19 protein-coding genes and 1 riboswitch are annotated in these 19,343 nt (G+C 69.8%); of the genes, 4 read left to right on the top strand and 15 right to left on the bottom strand.

Annotated elements, in window-relative coordinates; all coding sequences use genetic code 11:
• Complete coding sequence (locus tag ACZ3HV_RS02200) at positions 1–657, top strand: response regulator transcription factor (protein WP_465680024.1); 657 nt, start codon at positions 1–3, stop codon at positions 655–657.
• A gap of 87 nt (positions 658–744) precedes the next feature.
• Here ACZ3HV_RS02200 and ACZ3HV_RS02195 read toward each other — a convergent pair whose 3' ends face one another.
• A complete protein-coding gene (locus tag ACZ3HV_RS02195; RefSeq protein WP_465680022.1) occupies positions 745–1,305 on the bottom strand; it encodes a MarR family winged helix-turn-helix transcriptional regulator in 561 nt (186 codons plus the stop codon).
• A gap of 117 nt (positions 1,306–1,422) precedes the next feature.
• Between ACZ3HV_RS02195 and ACZ3HV_RS02190 the strand changes: the two genes are divergently transcribed.
• Positions 1,423–2,091: an FMN-dependent NADH-azoreductase gene (locus ACZ3HV_RS02190; RefSeq protein ID WP_360378319.1), complete on the top strand. Its 669-nt coding sequence runs from the start codon at positions 1,423–1,425 to the stop codon at positions 2,089–2,091.
• Positions 2,092–2,199: 108 nt separating this feature from the next.
• Here the strand turns inward: ACZ3HV_RS02190 and ACZ3HV_RS02185 are convergent, their stop codons facing one another.
• From ACZ3HV_RS02185 to ACZ3HV_RS02135, 11 genes are all read right to left on the bottom strand, one after another.
• Positions 2,200–3,036: a putative RNA methyltransferase gene (locus ACZ3HV_RS02185; protein ID WP_465680019.1), complete on the bottom strand. Its 837-nt coding sequence runs from the start codon at positions 3,034–3,036 to the stop codon at positions 2,200–2,202.
• Between the two features lie 23 nt (positions 3,037–3,059).
• Entirely contained in the window at positions 3,060–3,929 is an 870-nt protein-coding gene (locus ACZ3HV_RS02180) for an ABC transporter permease (RefSeq protein WP_465680017.1), read from the bottom strand.
• Positions 3,916–4,794, bottom strand: coding sequence for an ABC transporter ATP-binding protein (locus tag ACZ3HV_RS02175; RefSeq protein ID WP_465680015.1), 879 nt, complete (start codon positions 4,792–4,794; stop codon positions 3,916–3,918). Before ACZ3HV_RS02175 ends, ACZ3HV_RS02180 begins: the two co-directional genes overlap by 14 nt.
• A gap of 56 nt (positions 4,795–4,850) precedes the next feature.
• Positions 4,851–5,936: a LolA family protein gene (locus ACZ3HV_RS02170; RefSeq protein WP_465680013.1), complete on the bottom strand. Its 1,086-nt coding sequence runs from the start codon at positions 5,934–5,936 to the stop codon at positions 4,851–4,853.
• A 124-nt stretch (positions 5,937–6,060) separates the two neighbouring features.
• Complete coding sequence (locus tag ACZ3HV_RS02165) at positions 6,061–6,663, bottom strand: LURP-one-related family protein (protein ID WP_465680011.1); 603 nt, start codon at positions 6,661–6,663, stop codon at positions 6,061–6,063.
• The gene (gene bluB, locus ACZ3HV_RS02160; RefSeq protein ID WP_465680009.1) at positions 6,660–8,027 is read right to left on the bottom strand and encodes a 5,6-dimethylbenzimidazole synthase; all 1,368 of its coding nucleotides are present in this window, start codon (positions 8,025–8,027) and stop codon (positions 6,660–6,662) included. The genes ACZ3HV_RS02165 and bluB overlap by 4 nt, the downstream gene beginning before the upstream one ends.
• Positions 8,024–9,376: a cobyrinate a,c-diamide synthase gene (locus ACZ3HV_RS02155; protein ID WP_465680007.1), complete on the bottom strand. Its 1,353-nt coding sequence runs from the start codon at positions 9,374–9,376 to the stop codon at positions 8,024–8,026. The genes bluB and ACZ3HV_RS02155 overlap by 4 nt, the downstream gene beginning before the upstream one ends.
• The gene (cobO, locus tag ACZ3HV_RS02150; RefSeq protein WP_465680005.1) at positions 9,373–9,987 is read right to left on the bottom strand and encodes a cob(I)yrinic acid a,c-diamide adenosyltransferase; all 615 of its coding nucleotides are present in this window, start codon (positions 9,985–9,987) and stop codon (positions 9,373–9,375) included. Before cobO ends, ACZ3HV_RS02155 begins: the two co-directional genes overlap by 4 nt.
• 1 nt (position 9,988) lies before the next feature.
• Positions 9,989–12,001, bottom strand: a complete 2,013-nt coding sequence (locus ACZ3HV_RS02145; RefSeq protein ID WP_465680003.1) for a putative cobaltochelatase — start codon at positions 11,999–12,001, stop codon at positions 9,989–9,991.
• A 71-nt stretch (positions 12,002–12,072) separates the two neighbouring features.
• Positions 12,073–12,209, bottom strand: a riboswitch (cobalamin riboswitch).
• A 127-nt stretch (positions 12,210–12,336) separates the two neighbouring features.
• Entirely contained in the window at positions 12,337–13,212 is an 876-nt protein-coding gene (locus ACZ3HV_RS02140) for an LLM class flavin-dependent oxidoreductase (RefSeq protein WP_465680001.1), read from the bottom strand.
• Positions 13,213–13,222: 10 nt separating this feature from the next.
• Positions 13,223–14,242, bottom strand: coding sequence for an aldo/keto reductase (locus ACZ3HV_RS02135; protein ID WP_465679999.1), 1,020 nt, complete (start codon positions 14,240–14,242; stop codon positions 13,223–13,225).
• A gap of 88 nt (positions 14,243–14,330) precedes the next feature.
• Between ACZ3HV_RS02135 and ACZ3HV_RS02130 the strand changes: the two genes are divergently transcribed.
• Both ACZ3HV_RS02130 and ACZ3HV_RS02125 read left to right on the top strand, forming a co-directional pair.
• A complete protein-coding gene (locus tag ACZ3HV_RS02130) occupies positions 14,331–14,948 on the top strand; it encodes a TetR/AcrR family transcriptional regulator (protein ID WP_465679998.1) in 618 nt (205 codons plus the stop codon).
• Positions 14,949–15,030: 82 nt separating this feature from the next.
• Entirely contained in the window at positions 15,031–17,949 is a 2,919-nt protein-coding gene (locus ACZ3HV_RS02125; protein WP_465679996.1) for a helix-turn-helix transcriptional regulator, read from the top strand.
• Here the strand turns inward: ACZ3HV_RS02125 and ACZ3HV_RS02120 are convergent.
• The 3 genes from ACZ3HV_RS02120 to surE all read right to left on the bottom strand — a co-directional run bounded on the left by ACZ3HV_RS02120 (position 17,943) and on the right by surE (position 19,339).
• On the bottom strand, positions 17,943–18,215 hold the full coding sequence (locus ACZ3HV_RS02120; RefSeq protein WP_465679994.1) for a hypothetical protein: 273 nt from the start codon (positions 18,213–18,215) through the stop codon (positions 17,943–17,945). The genes ACZ3HV_RS02125 and ACZ3HV_RS02120 overlap by 7 nt on opposite strands.
• Positions 18,216–18,368: 153 nt before the next feature.
• Entirely contained in the window at positions 18,369–18,578 is a 210-nt protein-coding gene (locus tag ACZ3HV_RS02115) for an alpha/beta fold hydrolase (protein WP_465679992.1), read from the bottom strand.
• Positions 18,575–19,339, bottom strand: a complete 765-nt coding sequence (gene surE, locus ACZ3HV_RS02110; protein ID WP_465679990.1) for a 5'/3'-nucleotidase SurE — start codon at positions 19,337–19,339, stop codon at positions 18,575–18,577. The genes ACZ3HV_RS02115 and surE overlap by 4 nt, the downstream gene beginning before the upstream one ends.
• Positions 19,340–19,343 lie beyond the last annotated feature (4 nt).

Below are 19,343 nucleotides of genomic sequence, written 5' to 3'. Positions count from 1 at the left end.
ATGAGCCTGTCGGTGGTCGTGGTCGACGACGAGCCGCTGATCCGCAGTGGGTTGCGCGCCATCATCAACGCCGAGCCCGACCTCACGGTCGTCGGCGAGGCCGGGGACGGCGCAGAGGTCCTGCCGGTGGTCCGCCGGACCGGCGCCGACGTCGTGCTGATGGACGTCCGGATGCCCGCCGTGGACGGGATCCAGGCGACCCGGCTGCTGCTGGAGAACCTCGACCCGGCGCCGCGCGTACTGGTCGTCACGACCTTCGAGAACGACGACTACGTGTACGACGCACTCCGCGCCGGGGCGTCCGGGTTCCTGCTGAAGCGGACACCGCCGGACGACATCATCGCGGCCATCCGTACGGTCGCCGGAAGCGAGTCGCTGTTGTTCCCGGAGGCGATCCGGGCGCTCGCGCTGGCGCACGTGGGCACGCAGCCACCGCGGCCTACCGGCCTGGATGAGTACCAACTGACCGACCGCGAGCAGGAGGTGCTGCGGTTGATGGCGCGCGGACTCTCGAACCTGGAGATCGCGGGCGAGCTGATCCTCGGGCTCCAGACGGTCAAGACCCACGTCGCCAATGTGCTGGCGAAGCTCAACGCGCGGGACCGCACGCAGGCCGTGATCCGCGCGTACGAGTCAGGCTTCGTGCCGCTGCACTAGGGCGTGTCTCCCAATCCCGCGCCGTAGCGAGCAGGTGCCGTGCCGAGTGCCGCGCAGTAGGCGGGGGATTGGGAGACACGCCCTAGCTCAGGTATCGGCGGGGTCGACCGCTTCGTCGGCCAGCGCACAGGCGTTGTGCAGCGGGTCCACCGCGTTCGCCTTCATCGCGACCCGGCGCAGGAGCATCCGGAAGCTCGAGCGCTCGGACTCGTCGAGGATGCCGAGCACCTCCTCCTCGGCGGTGGCCAGGCGTCGCTCCAGGTCACACAGGGTCTCGACGCCCTGGTCGGTCGGCACGATCAGCCGCGCCCGGCGGTCGGCCGGGTCCGGCTGGCGGTGCACCAGGCCAGCCTTCTCCAGGTCGTCCAGCAGGTACGTCATCACCGTGCGGTCAACTCCGAGCTGCGCAGCCAGGTCGAGCTGCCGCCGCGGTCCTTCCGAACACGCCGTGGCGAGCACCTGATAACCCCGCGGTCCGCCCGGCACGTCGTCCAGGGCGGCGGCGGCCGCCTTCGCATACCGGCGGAACACCACGCCCAGCGCCCAGCCGAGGTCGGACTCCACCGGCGCGCCACTGGCGGTCGGGGGCTCGACCCCTCGGCTGGCCCGGGTCGCAACCTCGGGCGAAGAACTGGTCACGGCTCCCATCGTACGTGGTGTATGCCACCCGGAATACGATCTGACTTGAATATGTTCTGCTCAACAGATTATCTTCGGAGCAGCTCAAAGCGAGCTACGCCCCCTCACTCGATGGAGACAGACGACATGAGCACCCTGCTACGCGTCGACGCCAGCATCCGCCTGGACGGATCGGTGTCCCGCGCCCTGGCGGACAGCGCGGAGGCCGCCTGGAAGGCGGAACACCCGGACGGCGTCGTGGTCCGGCGCGATCTCGGGCTGCACCCGCTGCCCGCGACCGTGTGGCCGACGCTGGCCGCGGCCCAGGTCGGCGAGGAGCCCACCACCGACGGCGAACGGATGCCGCTGGCGGAGGCCAAGGCACTCGCCGCGGACCTCGCGGCCGAGGTCAAGAACGCCGACGCGATCCTGCTCGCGGTCCCGCTGTACAACTACGGCATCGCACAGCACGTGAAGGCCTGGATCGACCTGCTGCTGATCGACATGGAACTGGTTCGCGGGCCCAGCCCGACGGCCGGCCGCCCGGTCATCTTCACGCTGGCTCGCGGTGGCGGTTACAGCCCGGGCACCCCGAAGCACGGCTGGGACCACGCCACGCCGTACCTGGAGCGCGTCTTCGGCGACATCCTCGGCATGAACATCCGGACCGCCGCCGCCGAGCTCACCCTCGCCCCGGTCACCCCGGGGATGGAGGAGCTCATCGACGCCTCGAAGGTGTCGGAATCCGAGGCGCTCGTCAGCGCGGAGCAGCACGGCACCGTGGTGGCGCGCGAGCTCACCGCCAACGCGGCCTGACCCGCGGACCTGCACCACTCACCAACCTCCACCGATGGCCGGCGCCGGCCGAGCTCCGAGCGTGATCCGCTCGGAGCACGGGAGGTTGGTGAGTGGCGGGCGTCCGCCTCAGCCGACGGGTCGCCAGGTGGACAGCGTGACCGACAACGTGACCAGGGCCGGCTCCGGCAGTACGGCGATCTTCCCGAGCAGCTCGCGGTAGTTCAGATGCCGCGCGCTCGGCGTCATCAGCACCAACTGCTCGACCGCTGACCGGTCGAGCCGCATCGCGTCCTCGATCACCTCGGAGCCGGTGCGCACGAACACGCCGGCGAACGACTCCTGCAGCCGGCGTTCCTTCTCCTCGTCCACCGTGACGAGTCCCAGTACGCCGACCAGCTCGGCCAGGTGCTGCTGGTTCGGCGTGACCACGAGCAGTGCGCCGTCGGGCGCGAGTACGCGGGCCATCTCAGCGGCGTTGCGGGGGGCGAACACATTCAGCATCAGCTGGGCCGAGTCATCCAGCAGCGGCAGCTCACGCCACGCGTCGCACACCACCGACCCGATCCGTGGGTCCACCTTGGCCGCGCGGCGAGCGGCGTACCTGGAGACGTCCAAGGCGATTCCGCGGCGGCCGGCTGCTGTCCCGAGCACACCGGCGAGGTAGTACCCAGTGCCTGCGCCCACCTCGACAACCAGATCGTCGGCTTGGAGGCTCGCGGCCTGGAGGATCAGCGCGTCCCGGATCGGCGCGTAGTGGCCGCCGCCGAGGAAGACAGTGCGGGCGCCGACCATCGCGGCCGAGTCGCCGTCGATGCCATTGGATGCTGAGGGCAACAGGTTGAGGTAGCCCTGCTTGGCCAGGTCGTACGCGTGGTTGCGTGGACAGTTCGCCGTACGGTCGGTCAGCGCGAGGGCATCACCGCAGACGGGACACCGCAGTACCGTTACGAGGTCGGCTTCCACCCGTCCAGTCTCTCAGGGATGGGTCAGGTGATGTCGCGGCTGGTGATGCGCGCCCAGGCGGCGGCGTAGAAGACGGCCAGGTACGCGGCCTGCACGAGCAGGTTGCGGCCGATCTCATGCCAGTACGGCGGGTCGCGGAGCAGGTCGGCGAACGACGGCCAGCGGTACATCAGCATCCACGGGTGGATCGCGTGGAGCTGCGGGATCGCGGTCAGGATGCCGAGCACGATGAACGTGCCGAAGGTCGCGGCCATCGCGGCCAGCGGGGTCGATGTCAGCGACGACACGAACAGCCCGATCCCGGCCAGCCCGAGCAGCGACCCCGAGATCACCACGGCGATCCCGAGAGCGCGCAACAGGCCCTCGCCGAGGGAGACCGTCGTCCCGGACAGCAGCAGTACGTCGCCGACCGGGAACAGGATGAATCCGACGATCAGCCCGGAGATCCAGATCGTCATCGTCGCGGCCAGGCAGAAGACGGCGAGCGCGACCATCTTCGCCGCCAGCAACCGGGACCGGCCGGCCGGTGCGGTCAGTAGGTTCCGCAGGGTGCCGAGACTGGACTCGCCCGCGAGGGACTCCCCCGAGATCACCGTCACCGCGGTCGGGAGGAAGAACGGCAACGACAGGCCGAGACTCGCGACGATCAGGAACAGCCCGTTGCCGGCGACCTGGCCGAGGAATCCCTCGGCGCCGTTGTCGTTGCCGGAGAGCTTGATCGCGATCCCGATCAGCAGCGGGACGGCCGCGAGGACGCCGAGCCCGACCTGGGTCCGGGCGCGCCCGAAGACCAGGTGCAGCTCCGAGGTGAACAGCGCGAGTGTGTGCCGTCCGGTGTCAGGCCGGCCGATCGTCACCGCATCGGCGACAGCCGTCTCGTTACTCGGCGACATCGAAGCCCTCCCCGGTGAGCGCGACGAAGGCGTCTTCGAGGCTGGGACGTTCCAGGCCGAAGCCGTGGATCCGGACGTCGGCCGCGACCAGCGCGGCGGCGAACTTCTCCATCGGGAGCTCGCCGGGGTCGCCTTCGACAGTCTCGGCGGTGGTGCGCAGATCGGTGACGCCCAGGCCCTGCAGTGTGTCGGCTGCCTGGCCGAGGTCCGGCGTACGCACGATCAGGCGGGGCCGAAGCTCGGCGCGCAGATCGGCGACGGTGGACTGGCGGACCAGGCGGCCGCGGCTCATCACGGCGGCGTGGGTGCAGACCTGCTCGACCTCGGCCAGCAGGTGGGTCGAGGTGAAGACTGTGGTCCCGTCGTTCGCGAGATCGCGGATCAAGTGCCGGACCTCGCGGGTGCCCTGCGGGTCGAGGCCGTTGGTCGGCTCGTCGAGAACCAGCAGCTCCCGGCGCTGCATCAGTGCGACCGCGATGGCGAGGCGCTGCCGCATGCCGAGTGAGTACGCGCGGACCTTCTTGCCGGCGGCGTTCGACAGTCCGACCCGCTCGAGGGCCTCCCCCGCGCGGGCCTTGCGGGTCTTGGGGTCAGCAGTGCGGTCCGCCGCGTCGAACCTGAGCAGGTTGGCCTGCCCGGTCCAGAACGGGTAGAACGCAGGGCCTTCGACCAAAGCGCCGACCCGCGGGAGCACCTGCAGATGCGCCTTCGGCATCGGCTCGCCGAGCAACTCGACCGACCCTGCTGTCGGCGCGATCAGCCCGAGCAGCATCCGGATGGTCGTCGTCTTCCCCGAGCCGTTGGGCCCGAGGAAGCCGAACACACTGCCCGCCGGCACCTCTAGGTCGACCGCATCCACTGCCACCTGCCCACCCCGGAAGCGTTTGGTCAGCCCATGGGTGACCACAGGGGCGTCCACGGTCAGCGGGGGGCCTTCGCTGCGGCGGCCTGGAGGGTGTCCGGGGTGACCAGGCCGATGAAGACGCGGCCGTCGTCGGTGATCAGGGCGCTCACCATCTTGCTGGTGACGATCTTGCCCTTGCCCCACGAGCCCTGGACGGTCGGCGCCTTGAGCAGCAGTTGGTCGAGCGGTCCGTTCCCGGTGGTCTTCACGCCGCGCACCATCGCCACGCTCTCCCAGCTCTGACCGATCACGGTCGGCCGGTCGGAGTCCGCCGTACGGGGCTTGACGCCCTTCGGCGGGGTGACCTGCTTCGGGACCTCGCGCGTCTGCGGCGCCTTCTCCTCCGTCACCTTCACACCCTTCGGCGGGGTGAACGCGAAGGTGCTCGCGGCCGGTACGTCGAACGACACCGCGGAGAAGCCGAGCTGGACGGCCGGGTCCTTGCCGGTCCGCGGCATCACAGTCACCTCGAGCGGGACCCAGGTCTTGGAGTCGATCGCCAGCGTCACCGAGCCGACGGTCGTCTTGTCGGTCTTCGGCACCAGGCGCAGCTTGTACGCATCGCGGCCGGCGACCTTCTCCGTGCCGCTCACGTCGACCTTGGTGGTCGGGTCGATCGCGTCGAGGAACTGCTTGGCCACCGCCTGCGGGTCGTAGGACTCCGGCGCCGCCTCGGGCTTCGCCGAGTGCGCCGGCACGGTCAGCTTGACGGCCTCACGCCTGGACGAGTCGTACGCCCACGCGGACTTGCCGTCGGTCGTCCAGACCCGCTCGGCCATGTTGTCGAGCACCGATACCCGAGCCTTGTCCGGGCTTGCAAACGCCACTCGGGCGGTGTGCTCGCCGGAGAGCAGCTCGGTGAGCTGGTTGCCGCCCCCGACGCCGGGGAGCGCGGGCAGGCCGAGGTCCGTGTCGGAGCGGACGGTGCCACTCAGACCGTCGACCTTCGCGGTCTGCACTTTGGCCAGCAGCTCCTGCGCGCTGATCCCGGGCAGCTTCGGCGAGGCATCCGCGACCACCGGCCCGAGTGCCCCCACCCCTGCCACTACCGCGACCGCCGTGACCGGAACCAACCACCGTCGACTGCGCTGCGCTACACCCATGGGTCAAGCGTCGCACCGGCACAGGCCGGAACCAAGGGGTCTCAGGGTCGGTTCACCCAAAAGAGTGAGTCCGGCGTACGACCGTGGTCGTACGCCGGACTCAGCTCCGACTCAGGTGGGGCGCTCAGCGGCTCTGGAGGGCGTCCAGGGCCACCGTCATCGCGGCGGCGACGCGGAAGTCCATCCGCTGGTCCTGGACGGTGATCCGGTAGCGGTCCCGGATCGACATCCGCCGCTCGACCGAGAGTACCGGCTGCCCGCTCCCCCGCTCGGTGAAGTCGAAGTGGAAGATGAACGGCAACGGGATCTCACCGATGAACGGGACGAAGTCCCAGATCCGGCGGACGATCGCGATGGTCGGGTTGCGCTCGGTCCCGTCCGACTCCACGCCGGTGCTGCTGAGCTGCCAGCTGGACCGCAGCAGGCTCTTGCCGAACTCCTTCTTGAACCACCCGATCTGCTGCCCGTTCGCGTCGAACACGTCGTACCCGGAGCCCAGATCGATCGTCTTGCGCGCCTTGAAGGAGAACACCGGCTGGGACTTGGTGTCGTCGGAGTAGAAGGTGACCTGCTCCTTGAACGCCATCCGCTTCTGCTGCGCGAACGCCAGCAGCGGTCCGTCGCTGCCGTCCGGGTTGGTGGCGATCAGCTCGTACTTGTTCGCCATCATCGTCACCCGCTGTTTCATCGTGAACGCGGGCACGTACATGGTGGACTCCGGTGTCATGCGGAGGAGTGTGCCATCCCACAGGCCGACGCACCCACCTGAAGCCCACGCGCCAAGGCGTCCGCCTCCTCGGACCGCTCGACGAGGTGTACGACGATCTCCCCGGCACCCTGCAGCGCCAGATCCCGTGCGATCTCGACTCCGAGCTCGACCGCCTCCACCGGCGTCCGCGCAGGCCGCCAGAGCACACCGAAATCAACAGGCGGCTTCTCAGCTCCCAGTACGACGACCAGAGCCTCGGAGTGCTCCAGATCCGTCGCCGGATCGCCACCCACGACCACACGCACCGTTTGCCGACCAGCAGTCGGTACGGCGCTCTCCACGGCCTGCAGCGCATCACCAACAATCGATGTTTCTCGTCGACCCCAGTGATCCTCGTGAACCGCCCAGGCGAGCGGCCTGCGCGTCGCCCAGCCCGTGCGCACCAACTCCGGAGCAGATGCAAACTCGTCGACGTGCCCGACGCAGAGGTACCCGATGAGGTCGATGTGCGCAGGTAGGTCGAGCACCGCCGCCACCTCACCCGGCTCGAAGAACGAGACCCAGCCGACGCCGAGGCCTTCGGCTCGCGCGGCCAGCCACAGGTTCTGGATCGCGATCGCGGCCGAGAACCAGGTCGTCCGCGGATCCGCGTGCCGTCCGAGCACATGCCGCCCGCCGCGACCCGGGTCGCAGGTCACCGCAATGTTCAGCGGGGTGTCGAGGATCGCCTCGATCTTGAGCCCGTCGAACGCCCGTCGCCGATCCGCCGGCAGCGAGGCCGCGAACGCATCCCGCTGAGCGGTCGCGAGGTCGTGCACCTTCCGCCGCGTGACGATGTCCCGGATCAGCAGAAAGTCCCATGGCTGACTCAACCCGACACTCGGCGCCCGATGCGCCGCCTCCAGCACCCGCTGCAGTACCTCGTCGTCGATGGGCGTATCCACAAACCCTCGCCGGACGTCTCGCCGCTCGGCGATCACCCGGTGCACCACCTCACGTTCTGATGGTGTGTAACCAGGGGCAGCAGACAATCGACCCACGGCAGCCGTGGCGTTCGTGGAGCGGCGCTTGGTGACCACCAGTTCGGCCCCCGTGACGAGCACGGCAGCCTCGGCGACGCTCGCCGTACCCGCCAACTGCTCGACCCGCTCACTGGGCGTCGGCACGGATTGCCGTGCGAGCTCATCCGCCGACGCAGTCTGGAGCTCTGCCCGCAGCGACGCCACCAGCCGTTGCAGCCCCGGCTCGGACTCCCGCCCCTCCACCGTGACCACTGTTCGCACCTCTCCCCCGCCGGCTGACCTCAGCGCCTCGTCCACCAGGTCGCGGAGCTCACGGTACGACGTACCCGCGCGCAAGCCGACCCCGACGACGAGCCTCACTTCTCCAGCCCCGCATGGACTCGCGCGGCTGCGACGAACCGGGCCGGGACGTCCGGGCTCGCCGTCCAGTGCAGATGCAGGTAAGACGCATGCACCCGGGGCAACGCGATCCCTTCGACGCCACCCGGCAGGTACCAGGCCGGATCCACCTCGCCGTCGAGCTCGACCGCCGTACGGTGGAACTCGTGACCGCGCACGCGGCGGCCCTCGTCGAAGAACGCGGTCGTCGTCGCGGCGATCGCCGTCCGGTAGCCGAGCGTCAGCCGGCTCGTCATCCGGCCGGTCGCTGGCAGGACGCCGGTCATCGGATGGCCGTCGAGCTCCCGGCACAGGTACAGCAGGCCGGCGCATTCGGCGACCACCGGGAGGCCGGCCGCGATCTCGGTGGCCACCTGACGGCGCAGAGCGGCGTTGGCCGACAGCGCCTCCGCGTGCAGTTCGGGGAAGCCGCCGCCGAGGTAGAGCGCTGCGGTTGCCTCAGGCAACGGATCGGACAGCGGGTCGAAGACCACGACATCGGCGCCGGCGGCAACGAGCAGCTCGGTGGTCTCGGTGTAGTGGAAAGAGAAAACGGGGCCGCCGGCAACGGCGATCACCGGACGACCGTCGTCGGCCGGGGTCACCTCGGTGGCCGGGTCCCAGGGCTCAGCGTCGTACGGCGAGGCGGCTCGGGCGGCCGCGACGAAGGCCTCCAGATCTACGCCTGCCCGAACCAGTTCGGCGGCGGCCTCGACCGCAGTGGTCGCCTGCTCGCGTTGCTCGCCTGCCGGGACGAGACCGAGGTGGCGGCTCGGTACGGTGAGGCGGGTGTCGCGACGGAGGACGCCGAGCACCGGTACGCCGGTCGGCGCGACGCCGGCCCGGACCTCGGCCTCGTGCCGGTCCGAGCCGACCTTGTTCAGGATCACGCCGACGATCCGCACCTCGGTGTCGAAGGCAACGAAACCGGTGACGACGGCACCCACGCTGCGCCCGGCCGCCGACGCGTCCACGACCAGTACGACGGGTGCCTTGAGCAACTTCGCGACATGCGCGGTCGAGGAGTACCCCTCGGTCCCGAGGGCGCCGTCGTACAGGCCCATCACGCCTTCGACGACGGCCAGGTCCGCGCCCACGGAACCGTGCGCGAACAGCGGTGCGACCCGCTCCTCACCCGACAGCATCGGGTCGAGGTTCCGCCCGGGGCGGCCGGTGGCGACCGCATGGAAGCCCGGGTCGATGTAGTCCGGGCCGACCTTGAACGGGGCAACCGTGTGCCCGGCCTGCCGCAACGCGGCCATCAGTCCGACGGCCACGGTCGTCTTCCCCGCGCCCGATGACGGCGCCGCCACGACCACCCGGGGGATCACCACTCGATACCTTTCTGGCCCTTCTGGCCCGCGTCCATCGGGTGCTTGACCTTCGTCATCTCGGTGACCAGGTCGGCGGCCTCGACCAGCCGCGGGTCCGCGTTGCGGCCGGTGATCACGACGTACTGGTGGCCGGGGCGGTTCACGAGGGTGTCGACCACCTCGTCGACGTCGACCCAGCCCCACTTCATCGGGTACGTGAACTCGTCCAGGACGTAGAGGTCATGGGTCTCCGCGGCGATCCGGCGCTGGATCTCACGCCAGCCCTCGAGCGCGTCGGCGGCGTGGTCCTCCTCGGTGCCGGCCTTGCGCGACCAGCTCCAGCCCTCACCCATCTTGTGCCACTCGACCGGCCCGCCCTGACCGGTTGCCTCATGCAACTGACCGAGGGCCTTGAACGCACCCTCCTCGCCGACCTTCCACTTCGCGCTCTTGACGAACTGGAACACGCCGATGTTCCAGCCCTGGTTCCAGCCGCGCAACGCCATCCCGAAGGCGGCCGTCGACTTCCCCTTCATCTCGCCGGTGTGCACCATCAGCAGCGGGCGGTTCCGGCGTTGCCGGGTGGTCAGGCCGTCCTCCGGCACCACGGCCGGTTGTCCCTTCGGCATCTCAGGCCGCCTTCCGTTCGGTGACGGTGCGAATGAGGCTGCCTGCGGCAACTTCCCCGAGGTCGAGGTACTCGGCGCCCAGATCGGCGGCGAGCTCCGCGGCCAGGCCGAGCCGGACGCCGCGGCGCGGTTCACAGTCCACCACGACGGCGGAGATGCCTTGCTGGGCAAGCCATCCGGCCGCTTGCTTCGCCTTGGCGAACGCCTTGTCACCGTGGGTCGCGCGGCCGTCGGTGACGAGCACCAGCAAGGGGCGGCGGCGTGGGTCGCGGATCGCGGCGATCCGGAGTACTTCGGCCGCCTGGAGCAGACCTTCGGCGAGCGGTGTGCGTCCACCGGTCGGCAGCGACTCGAGCCGTCGTACGGCGGTCTCGACACTGCCGGTGGGCGGCAGGGCGACCGTGGCGTCGGCGCCCGCGAAGGTGACGAGGCCGACGGTGTCGCGGCGCTGGTAGGCGTCGAGGAGCAGCGAGACGATCGCCGTCTTCACCTCGCCCATCCGCTTCTTCGTACCCATCGAGCCAGAGGCGTCGACACAGAACAGGACGAGGTTGCCCTCACGCCCCTCGCGGACGGCGAACCGCACGTCAGACGCCCGTACGGCGAGGCCGGCGCCGGTGCGCCCCCGCGCGTACTGGTGCGGAGCGGCGGACCGGATCGTCGCCAGCAGATGCGGCCGCCCGGACTCCCGCCCGACGCGCTGCCGATCACCCACCACGCGACCGGCCTCGGTGATCGCCCGGGAACGCCGTCCCGCAACCCCCGCGCCAGCAGCCTGCACACTCAACAACCGAGCCTTGAAAGGCTCCGAACTCCCAACCACCTGACCCGCCGGCGTCGGGCCGGGCCGCTCGTCCGGGCCTGTCCCGGGCTCCGCCTCGGCACGGTCGTGGGCAGCCGGGTCGGTGTCGGCTGGACTGCCGTCGGCATCCGTGGGGTCCGCTCCCCCTCCCGGGCCGTCCGGGTCGTCGTCCGGGTCCTGCGGGGGCGTGCTGTCCTGGATCGCTTGCTCCAACTGCTCCTCGTCGAGGCCCGGGGCGTCGAAGGGGTTTCGCCGGCGGCGGTGCGGGAGGGCCAGTTTGGCGGCGGCGCGGACGTCCTCCACCTCGACGACCGTGCGGCCGGACCAGGCTGCGTGGGCGACCGCCGTACGCGCGGTGACCAGGTCGGCACGCATCCCGTCGACGTCGAAGGACGCGCAGATCTCGGCGATCTGGCGGAGCGCGGCGTCGGTCAGGATCACCTCGGCGAGCAGGTCGCGGGCCTTGACGATGCGCTCGGCGAGTTCGCGCTGCGTTCCGTCGTACCGGGCGATGAAAGCATCCGGATCAGCCTCGTACCCGAGTCGTGCGCGCATGACCTCGACCCGAACGGCGGGGTCGCGGCTGGCGACGACGTCGACGGTCAAGCCGAACCGGTCCAGCAACTGCGGGCGGAGCTCCCCCTCCTCCGGGTTCATCGTGCCGACCAGGACGAAGCGTGCCGGATGCGTCACCGACACCCCGTCGCGTTCGACCGTCGCGCCACCCATCGCGGCGGCGTCGAGCAGGACGTCGACCAGGTGGTCGTGCAGGAGATTGACCTCGTCGACGTACAGCAGCCCGCGGTGCGCGGCGGCGAGCAACCCGGGTTCGTACGCCGTGATGCCCTCGGCCAGCGCCTTCTCGAGATGCAACGACCCGAGCACCCGGTCCTCGGTGGCACCCACCGGCAACTCCACCAACCGCGCCGCCCGAGAAAAGACGCCGACGGGCTCGGGGTGCGGACCGTCAGGGCAGTCGGCGGACGGGTGCTCAGGGTCGCAGGAGAACCGGCAGCCGGGGACGACGTCCACCGGCGGGAGGATCTCGGTCAAGGCGCGGACCGCGGTCGACTTCGCCGTACCCTTCTCACCCCGGATCAGCACACCGCCGATCGCCGGGGAGATCGCGGCCAGGATCAGCGCGAGCTGGAGATCGTCCATCCCGACCACCGCGGTGAACGGGAATCCGGTGGACGGTGAGGCAGGCCGCATCGCGGTGGGTCCCTTCGTCGAGCGGGTATCCACGCCCGCTACGGCAGCTGGTACGCCGTACCGCGGAGACCGCGGCCCGACGGACGGACGCGGATGTCCTGGCTCCCGGGCGGCGACTGAACCGACCCGGTCACAGTGGCGGGACCGCCCCGGAATCCCGGCCGCAGCCGGTCACCGGTGTTCCTCCACAACCGTCGGCCCGATCATGGCACACGCCACCCCGGCGCTCAGCGACGAGGTTCACACCGACGCGTACCGAAGAACGGGTAGTGGTCCCCTCCGACGTCGATCGGCGGCCGCTCTTCACGCGGGGGCGCCGAGGCTGAGGCTGACCACTACCCGTTGTTCGGTACGGAAGAGGTGCCGATGAGCTCGTCGGCAACCCACCGCGCGACGTGGGCCGGGTAGGGGTCCGGCAGTCCGAGCACGATGTGCCCGAAGCCGGCGTCGACGGCCTCGGCGATCGCGTCCTTGGTGGCACCCGGTTGGGTGTACGAGACGGGCAGGTGGATCGAGCGGGTGATCGACGCGGAGTCGCGGCCGATCTCGGCGCAGTAGCGGTCCAGCAGTGCACTGCGGCGTACGACGTCGTCGATGTCGCCGCCTGGGATGTTCCACAGGTCGGCGTGCTCGGCGACCACCCGGAGCGTGCCGGACGAACGTCCGCCGATCAGGATCGGCGGGTGCGGGCGCTGGACCGGTTTGGGGTTGCCGAACGCTCCGGTGAGGCGGTGGTACTCGCCCTCGAAGTCGAACGGTTCGGCCTCGGTCCACAGCCGCCGGATCACCGTGCAGGCTTCGGCGAGGCTCCCGACGGAGTGCGCGAAGTCGTCGTACGGCAGGCCGTGGGCGTCGTACTCGCGCCGGGCCAGTGGGTGGCTCGGTCGTGAGCCCGCGCCGATACCGAAGTCGAGCCGTCCGCCGGAGACGATGTCGACGGTCGTGGCGATCTTGGCCAGCATCGCCGGCGGACGGAACCGATTGCTGGTCACAAGCAGGCCGAGGCGCAGTCGTTCGGTCTGCGCGGCCAGCGCCGAGAGCAACGTCCAGCCTTCGTATGTCGGTCCGCCCGGATCACCGCCGATCGGCATCAGGTGATCGAACAACCATGCGTGCTCGATCTCCGGGATGGCGTCCGCCTCGCGCCACACCCGCAGTACGTCCTGGTAGTCGACCTGCATCGGCGCGGTCATGATCCCGAAACTGGGCATAAGTCCTCCTTCAGCGACGCCGCAGCGACGGCTCGAGCAGCGCGGGTGGCGTGTCGAACTTCTCGTGCGGAGCGAGGTCGGTGCCGGGGGCAACGATCGTGTCGATGGCGTCGAGCACGTCGGCGGACAGCACGGTGTCGGCCGCCGCGAGCTGCGAGTGCAGGTGATCCAGGGTTCGCGGTCCGATGAGGGCGCTGGTGACGGCCGGGTGGGCGGTGACGAAACCGAGGGCAAGCTGGATCAGCGTGAGGCCGGCCTCGTCGGCCACCTTGGCCAGCTGCTCGACGGCCTCGAGCCTGGCCTGGTTGTACGGAAGGGTGGTGTCGAAGCGCTCAGGCGCCACCACCGAGCGGTTGGTGCTGATCTCCTGGCCGGCGCGGACAGCACCCGACAGCCAGCCCGACGCCAACGGGCTCCACGCCAGCGCGTCGAGTCCGTACTCCTCGATCACGGGCAAGACGTGGGCCTCGATCCCGCGCTGCAGGATCGAGTAGCTGGGCTGTTCGGTGACGTAGCGGCCGAGGTGGTGCTCGCGAGCAGCCCACTGGGCCTGCACGATGCGGTACGCCGGGAACGTCGAGGAACCGAAGTAGCGGATCTTCCCGGCGCGCTGCAGGTCGGTCAGCGCCGACAGCGTCTCCTCGTCACTGGTGGTCGGGTCCCAGCGATGGATCTGGTAGAGGTCGACGTGATCGACGCCGAGACGGCGCAGGCTGTTGTCCAACTCGGTGACCAGCCAGCGGCGCGAGCTGCCCTGATGGTTGCGCTCGTCCCCCATCGGCATGGTCGCCTTCGTGGCCAGCACAAGGTCGTCGCGGCGGCCGGCGATGGCCTTGCCGACGATCTCCTCGGACTCGCCCTGGCCGTACATGTCGGCGGTGTCGATCAGGTTGATCCCGGCCTCGAGGGCGGCGTCGACGATCGCGGTCGCCTCGTCCTGGCCGGTCCGGCCGATCGCGCCGAAGTTCATCGCGCCGAGCGCGAGGGTGCTGACCTGGACGCCGGTGCGACCCAAGGTGCGGTACTGCATAGCGGTGCTCCTCCTGGCATGATGGGTATGCGGAACGATGTTCCGTTACCCAACATACGGAACGCTGTTCCGTTTAGCAAGGAGGACCATGCCCGGCAGCGGATCAGACCAGCCTGCCCCGCGGAAGCAGGCCGACGGCGGATCGGAGCCGCCGGCGCAGCGGAAGCGGGCCGACGCCCGGCGGAACGAGAAGACGCTGCTGGATGCCGCCGCAGCGGCCTTCGTCGACTCTGGCGTCGACGCCCCCGTCCGTGACATCGCCGGCCGGGCCCGCGTCGGAGTGGCCACGATCTACCGCCACTTCCCGACGCGAGCCGACCTCATCGTCGCCGTCTACCGGCACCAGGTCGAGGCCTGCGCCGAGGCGGGTCCGCGGCTGCTGGCGGACAGCACCTCACCGCACGCGGCGTTGGCCGGCTGGATCGACCTGTTCGTCGACTTCCTGGCCACCAAGCACGGTCTTGCCGAGGCTCTGCAGTCCGACGATGCCGCCTTCCAGAATCTGCACGCCTACTTCCTCGACCGCCTGGTTCCCGTGTGCGCCCAACTGCTCAAGGCGGCCGCCACGGCCGGCGAGGTCCGCTCGGATGTGGACGCCTACGAACTGATGCGCGGCGTCGGCAACCTCTGCATCGGCGCCGGCAACAACACCGGGTACGACGCCCGCCGCATGGTCACCCTCCTCATCGCAGGCCTCCGCACCTGATCACCAAGGCTCGAACGCTTGATCAATGGCCAGTTGAACAAGGCCTCCCGGTAAGGCGACGCAGGGTGTTCACTGAGTACACATGGGGGGTCCGCAGCCCGATCATCGCTTCGCCGGACGCGCTGCCGAACAACAGTTCCTCGGCGACGCACTACGGCACGCCGTCACCGGCGTCCCCCAAGCAATCGTCATCCACGGCGAAGCCGGCATCGGCAAGACCCGCCTGACCCGCGAGATCTGTTCAGATCCGGAGCTGAATGTGCTCTGGGGATCGTGTGTGCATTTCGGCAGCTCGTCGGTCCCATTCGCACCGATCACCGGGGTGTTGCAGGACTGGCTGACCTGGGCGAGTTCCGATGAGCGGGCCGAGGTGCTCGACGGGATCGACGGGCTCGCTGCCCTACTGCCCACCCTCGGAAGCACCACCGCCGACACGACGAGGCTGCCGGTGCTCGTCGACCTCGTCCTGAACCGGATCGCGGCCCGACGGCCGACTGTGGTGGTGGTCGACGACCTTCAGTGGGCCGACGTCGCCTCACTCGATGTGCTGTCGTACCTGATCGCCGGCTTCCGCGACCAGCGCCTGATCCTGCTCGCCACCTGCCGCACCGAGGAACGCCCGGAGGGCCATCCACTGCACGGCTGGCTGGCAGACATGCGACGAATGCCCCTCTTCAGCGAGATCCGGTTGGAGTCGCTGGACCTGGACGCCGCCACCGCCCAGATCGAAGGCCTCCTCGGCCAAGCACCCGACATCGAACTCGCCAGCGAGGTCCTGACCAGATCAGACGGCAACCCGTACCTCATCGAACTGATGGTCCGCGGTCTGACCGGCCGCGAACACGCCCTCCCCACGACCGTCCCGACCGCCCTCCGCGAGGCCCTCCTTGCCACCTGGCACAGCCTCCCCGAGCAGTCCCGCCTGATCACCAGAATCCTCGCCGTAGGCGGCCGCCCAACCTCATCCGCCGTACTAGCCGAGGTCGCATCCATCAACGGCCTGGACTCCACCGTGATCCCTCCATGCCTGTCGGAGGCGCAAGACCGAGGCGTGGTGACTGCCGCGGGCGAGACCTGGTGGTTCCGGCACCCGCTGCTGGCTGAGGTCCTGTACGACGGTCTGCCTGCCAGTCAAGCGATCGAGCTCCATGCCGACTACATCCACGTGCTCGAATCGCTGCCTGCCAACGAGACGGAGGGTCTCGCGCCGGACTTGGCCGTCCATCACGAGAAGGCCGGCCACGTTGACGAGACCTACCGATGGTCGATCGCCGCCGCCGATCAAGCGGCACAGTTGCGAGCGCCGACCGAGGAGGCGATACAGCTTCGCCGGGCGTGCGCGCTCTGGGAGGCAGCGTCACCGGCGATTCGGGGAACGCGAGACGACCGGATCGGACTTCTCCGTCGGGCGGGCACCGCGTGCGATCGAGCCGGGTGGCCGGAAGTCCAGGTGACGCTGCTCACCGAGGCCCTCAGCCTGGTGGACAACGAGCAGGAACCGCTGCTGGCTTGCGATCTGCTCGTCGCCCGGGCGGACGCGGACTGGCAGACGACAACGCCCGCACTGGCAGATCTGGAGGAGTTACGGGCGGCGATCGCGTTGACCGAGGACTTTCCGGACAGTGCGGAGCGCGCGGCCGCCTTCGCCGAGCTGGCCGAGACCGAGACCATGTACGGCATGCCGGACGATGCCGCGCATGCAGCCGAGGCGTTCCGAGTCGCCCAGAGGTCAGGCTCGACGCGAGCGCTCGGAAAAGCACTCTGCGCCCGCGCGGCCGTCGGGGACGTCAAGTCGCCCCTGACCTCACTGGCCGACGCGGAGTTGTCGACGGAGCTGGCGACATCCTGCGGGGATATCGACGTTGCGGGCGACGCTGCCCTCTGGCGCTTCACCGCCCTGCGTGCGCTCGGCCGTCGAGCCGAGGCCGCCGAGCGCACTCGCGCGGCCTACAACACCGCGGTCGTCGAAGGTGTCGGCAGCTGGGCTCATTTCCTGGCCTACATGGTTGCCGACGAATTGATCGACCTCGGCCGCTGGCAGGAAGCCCGGGAACTGCTGCGGTCGGCTCTGGCCGCACGCTGCACCGGTATTCCAGGGGCCGGAGTCAGGTTGGCCGCGACCCTGCTGGCCGTGCGCTCGGGACGGATCCAGGAGGCGCGGCAGCACTTCGATCGGGCGCTGGAGCTGGTGGCCGAGGACTTCAACCCACACCGCCCGTACATGACGCTGACCGGGATCGAACTGATGATCGCCGAAGGCGGAGCCGAGGAGGCCGTCACCTGGGCACGCCCACGATTGTCGGTTCCGGACTACCCGGAGCCGGACGACGACGAAGCTCTTCCCGCGTTCGCACGGGCGGTGGCCGATGCCGCCCGCGACGGCGACGGACCGGCACTCGCGGCGATGATCGACAGCGTCCTCGCCAAGTGGCCGCGGGAACCGTTCGAGGCCGCACTGTCCGGTGCCGACGTGCAGGCGACGGATCGGGCGCTGCTCGCGGCCGAGTTGGCCCGCTGCCGCGACACTGCGGATCAGCCCGAGCTGTGGCAGCGGGTCGTCGCGGCCGCTAGTACGGCGGGAAACCGTTGGCATGAGGCCATGGCTCGATGGCGGTGTGCCGAGGCGGGCTTGTCCAGTGGCTGGTTGCCGTCGAAGGCGGGTGAGCTCCTGCGGGAGGCTCATCGGTGTGCGGTCGAACTGGGCGCCCAGCCGTTGCGGGTCGAGGTCGAAGCGTTGGCGCGGCGGGCGAGGGTCGATCTCCGTACGCCGGTGCCGGTCGAGGCTGCTGTCGATGATCCGCGGTTGGCTGAGCTGACCGGGCGGGAGCGGGAGGTTTTGGGGTTCTTGGTGGCTGGGCGGTCGAATGGGGAGATTGCCAGGGAGTTGTTCATCAGTGACAAGACGGTCAGTGTGCATGTGTCGAACATTCTTCGGAAGACCGGTACGACGAGCCGGGTGGCAGCCGCCGCTCTGGCTGAGCGACGGCTGCCGGGTCACTGAGCGCCGACCGGATGGCGACGCCGGTAGGCCCAGAGGGCTGCCAGCGTGATACCGGCTCCGCCGATGGCGCTTCCAGCGGCTTGCAGTCCTTCGGCGACGTTGTCGTCGACCTGGACGATCGGTCCCGGATCGTGGATGACCGCGACAGGTTCTCCACGAGTGCCGGTCTCGGGGTCGACGTAGCGCGCCGAAGCCTGGGTCGTGCCGACCAGCAGGAACCCGCAGGTCAGTACCGGTACGGCGACCAGGGTGGCGATGTGCTTCATAACTCCTCCTCACGGCGTGGATCGCCGTCTGCCCTCCACCGTCCGTCGAGGGCAGGGACCGCCACATCAGGCGCACCCCCTCAGATCCGCGACGTACCCCCCTTAGCTGTGGGCCTGGGCGGTCGCCTCCAACGCGGAGCTATTGGGTTACCTCTAGGACGAACGGGCTTCCAAGTTGATCTGCTCGCCGGGTGCCAGCGGGGCGGACCGCAGTACGCCGCGCTGGTCCGGGGCGATCAGGTGGAGATCCTGCGACAGGAGCTCGGCCTGGCAGCGTTGGTAGTGGTAGCCGCCGCCGTGGCCGTGGATGAAGAGCAACGCCGGCGCATCAACCGCGCCGTACCCGGCCACAAACAACTTCAAGAGAGCCGCTTCGCGAGCGCGGTGGCCGCCGCGTCGTCCTTGACCTCCCGGATGCCGACGATCGGCGTGACCGTGACGAACCCGGCGGCGAGCAGCGCCTCGTCGGAGTCGGCGACCGGATTGGGCCGCGGCGCTTCCAGCTCGATCATCGGCTCCCCGGTCGGGGCGGTCGTCCCGGTGACACGAGAACGTTTGATCGGGGCCAACGACGCGTGACGGACACCCGCCAGCCGGTCGAGCGGAAGGTCGGGAACATTGATGGTCAGCACCGTGCCGGCCGGTTCCGGAGCGATCCAGCCGAGCGCCTCGCCGGCGACCGCCGCCGCGGTCCGCCAGTGCGCCGGGTCCTCCGAATCGATGCTGATGGCAACCGCCGACGTCCCCTGCCCGGCGGCGGTGAGCGCCGCGGCGACGGTGCCGGAGTGGAAGATCGGTACGCCGATGTTGTGGCCCCGGTTGATCCCCGACAGGACCAGATCCGGAGCCCGCCCGAACGCCCCCACGGACGCCAGCGTCACCGCGAGAGCCGGCGTACCGTCGATGCCGACGTAGGTGACCCCGGCCTCCTCCTCGGACGCCGTCCGGATCGGGCGCCCGACCATCCCCGCCCGGGCCGACCCGACGCCGCTCTCGTCCTCGAGCGGCGCGACCACGAGGACGTCGTACCCGAGCTCGACGATCGCCGGCGCGAGCGCGCGGATCCCCGGAGCCCGGTAGCCGTCGTCGTTGGTGATCAGGACTCTCAGCTGTTCGGGCGCCATGCCT

The organism is Kribbella sp. NPDC020701, from assembly GCF_055562215.1.
The sequence above is the reverse complement of the archived record's forward strand: the minus strand, read 5'-3'. Positions and strand labels throughout refer to the sequence as shown.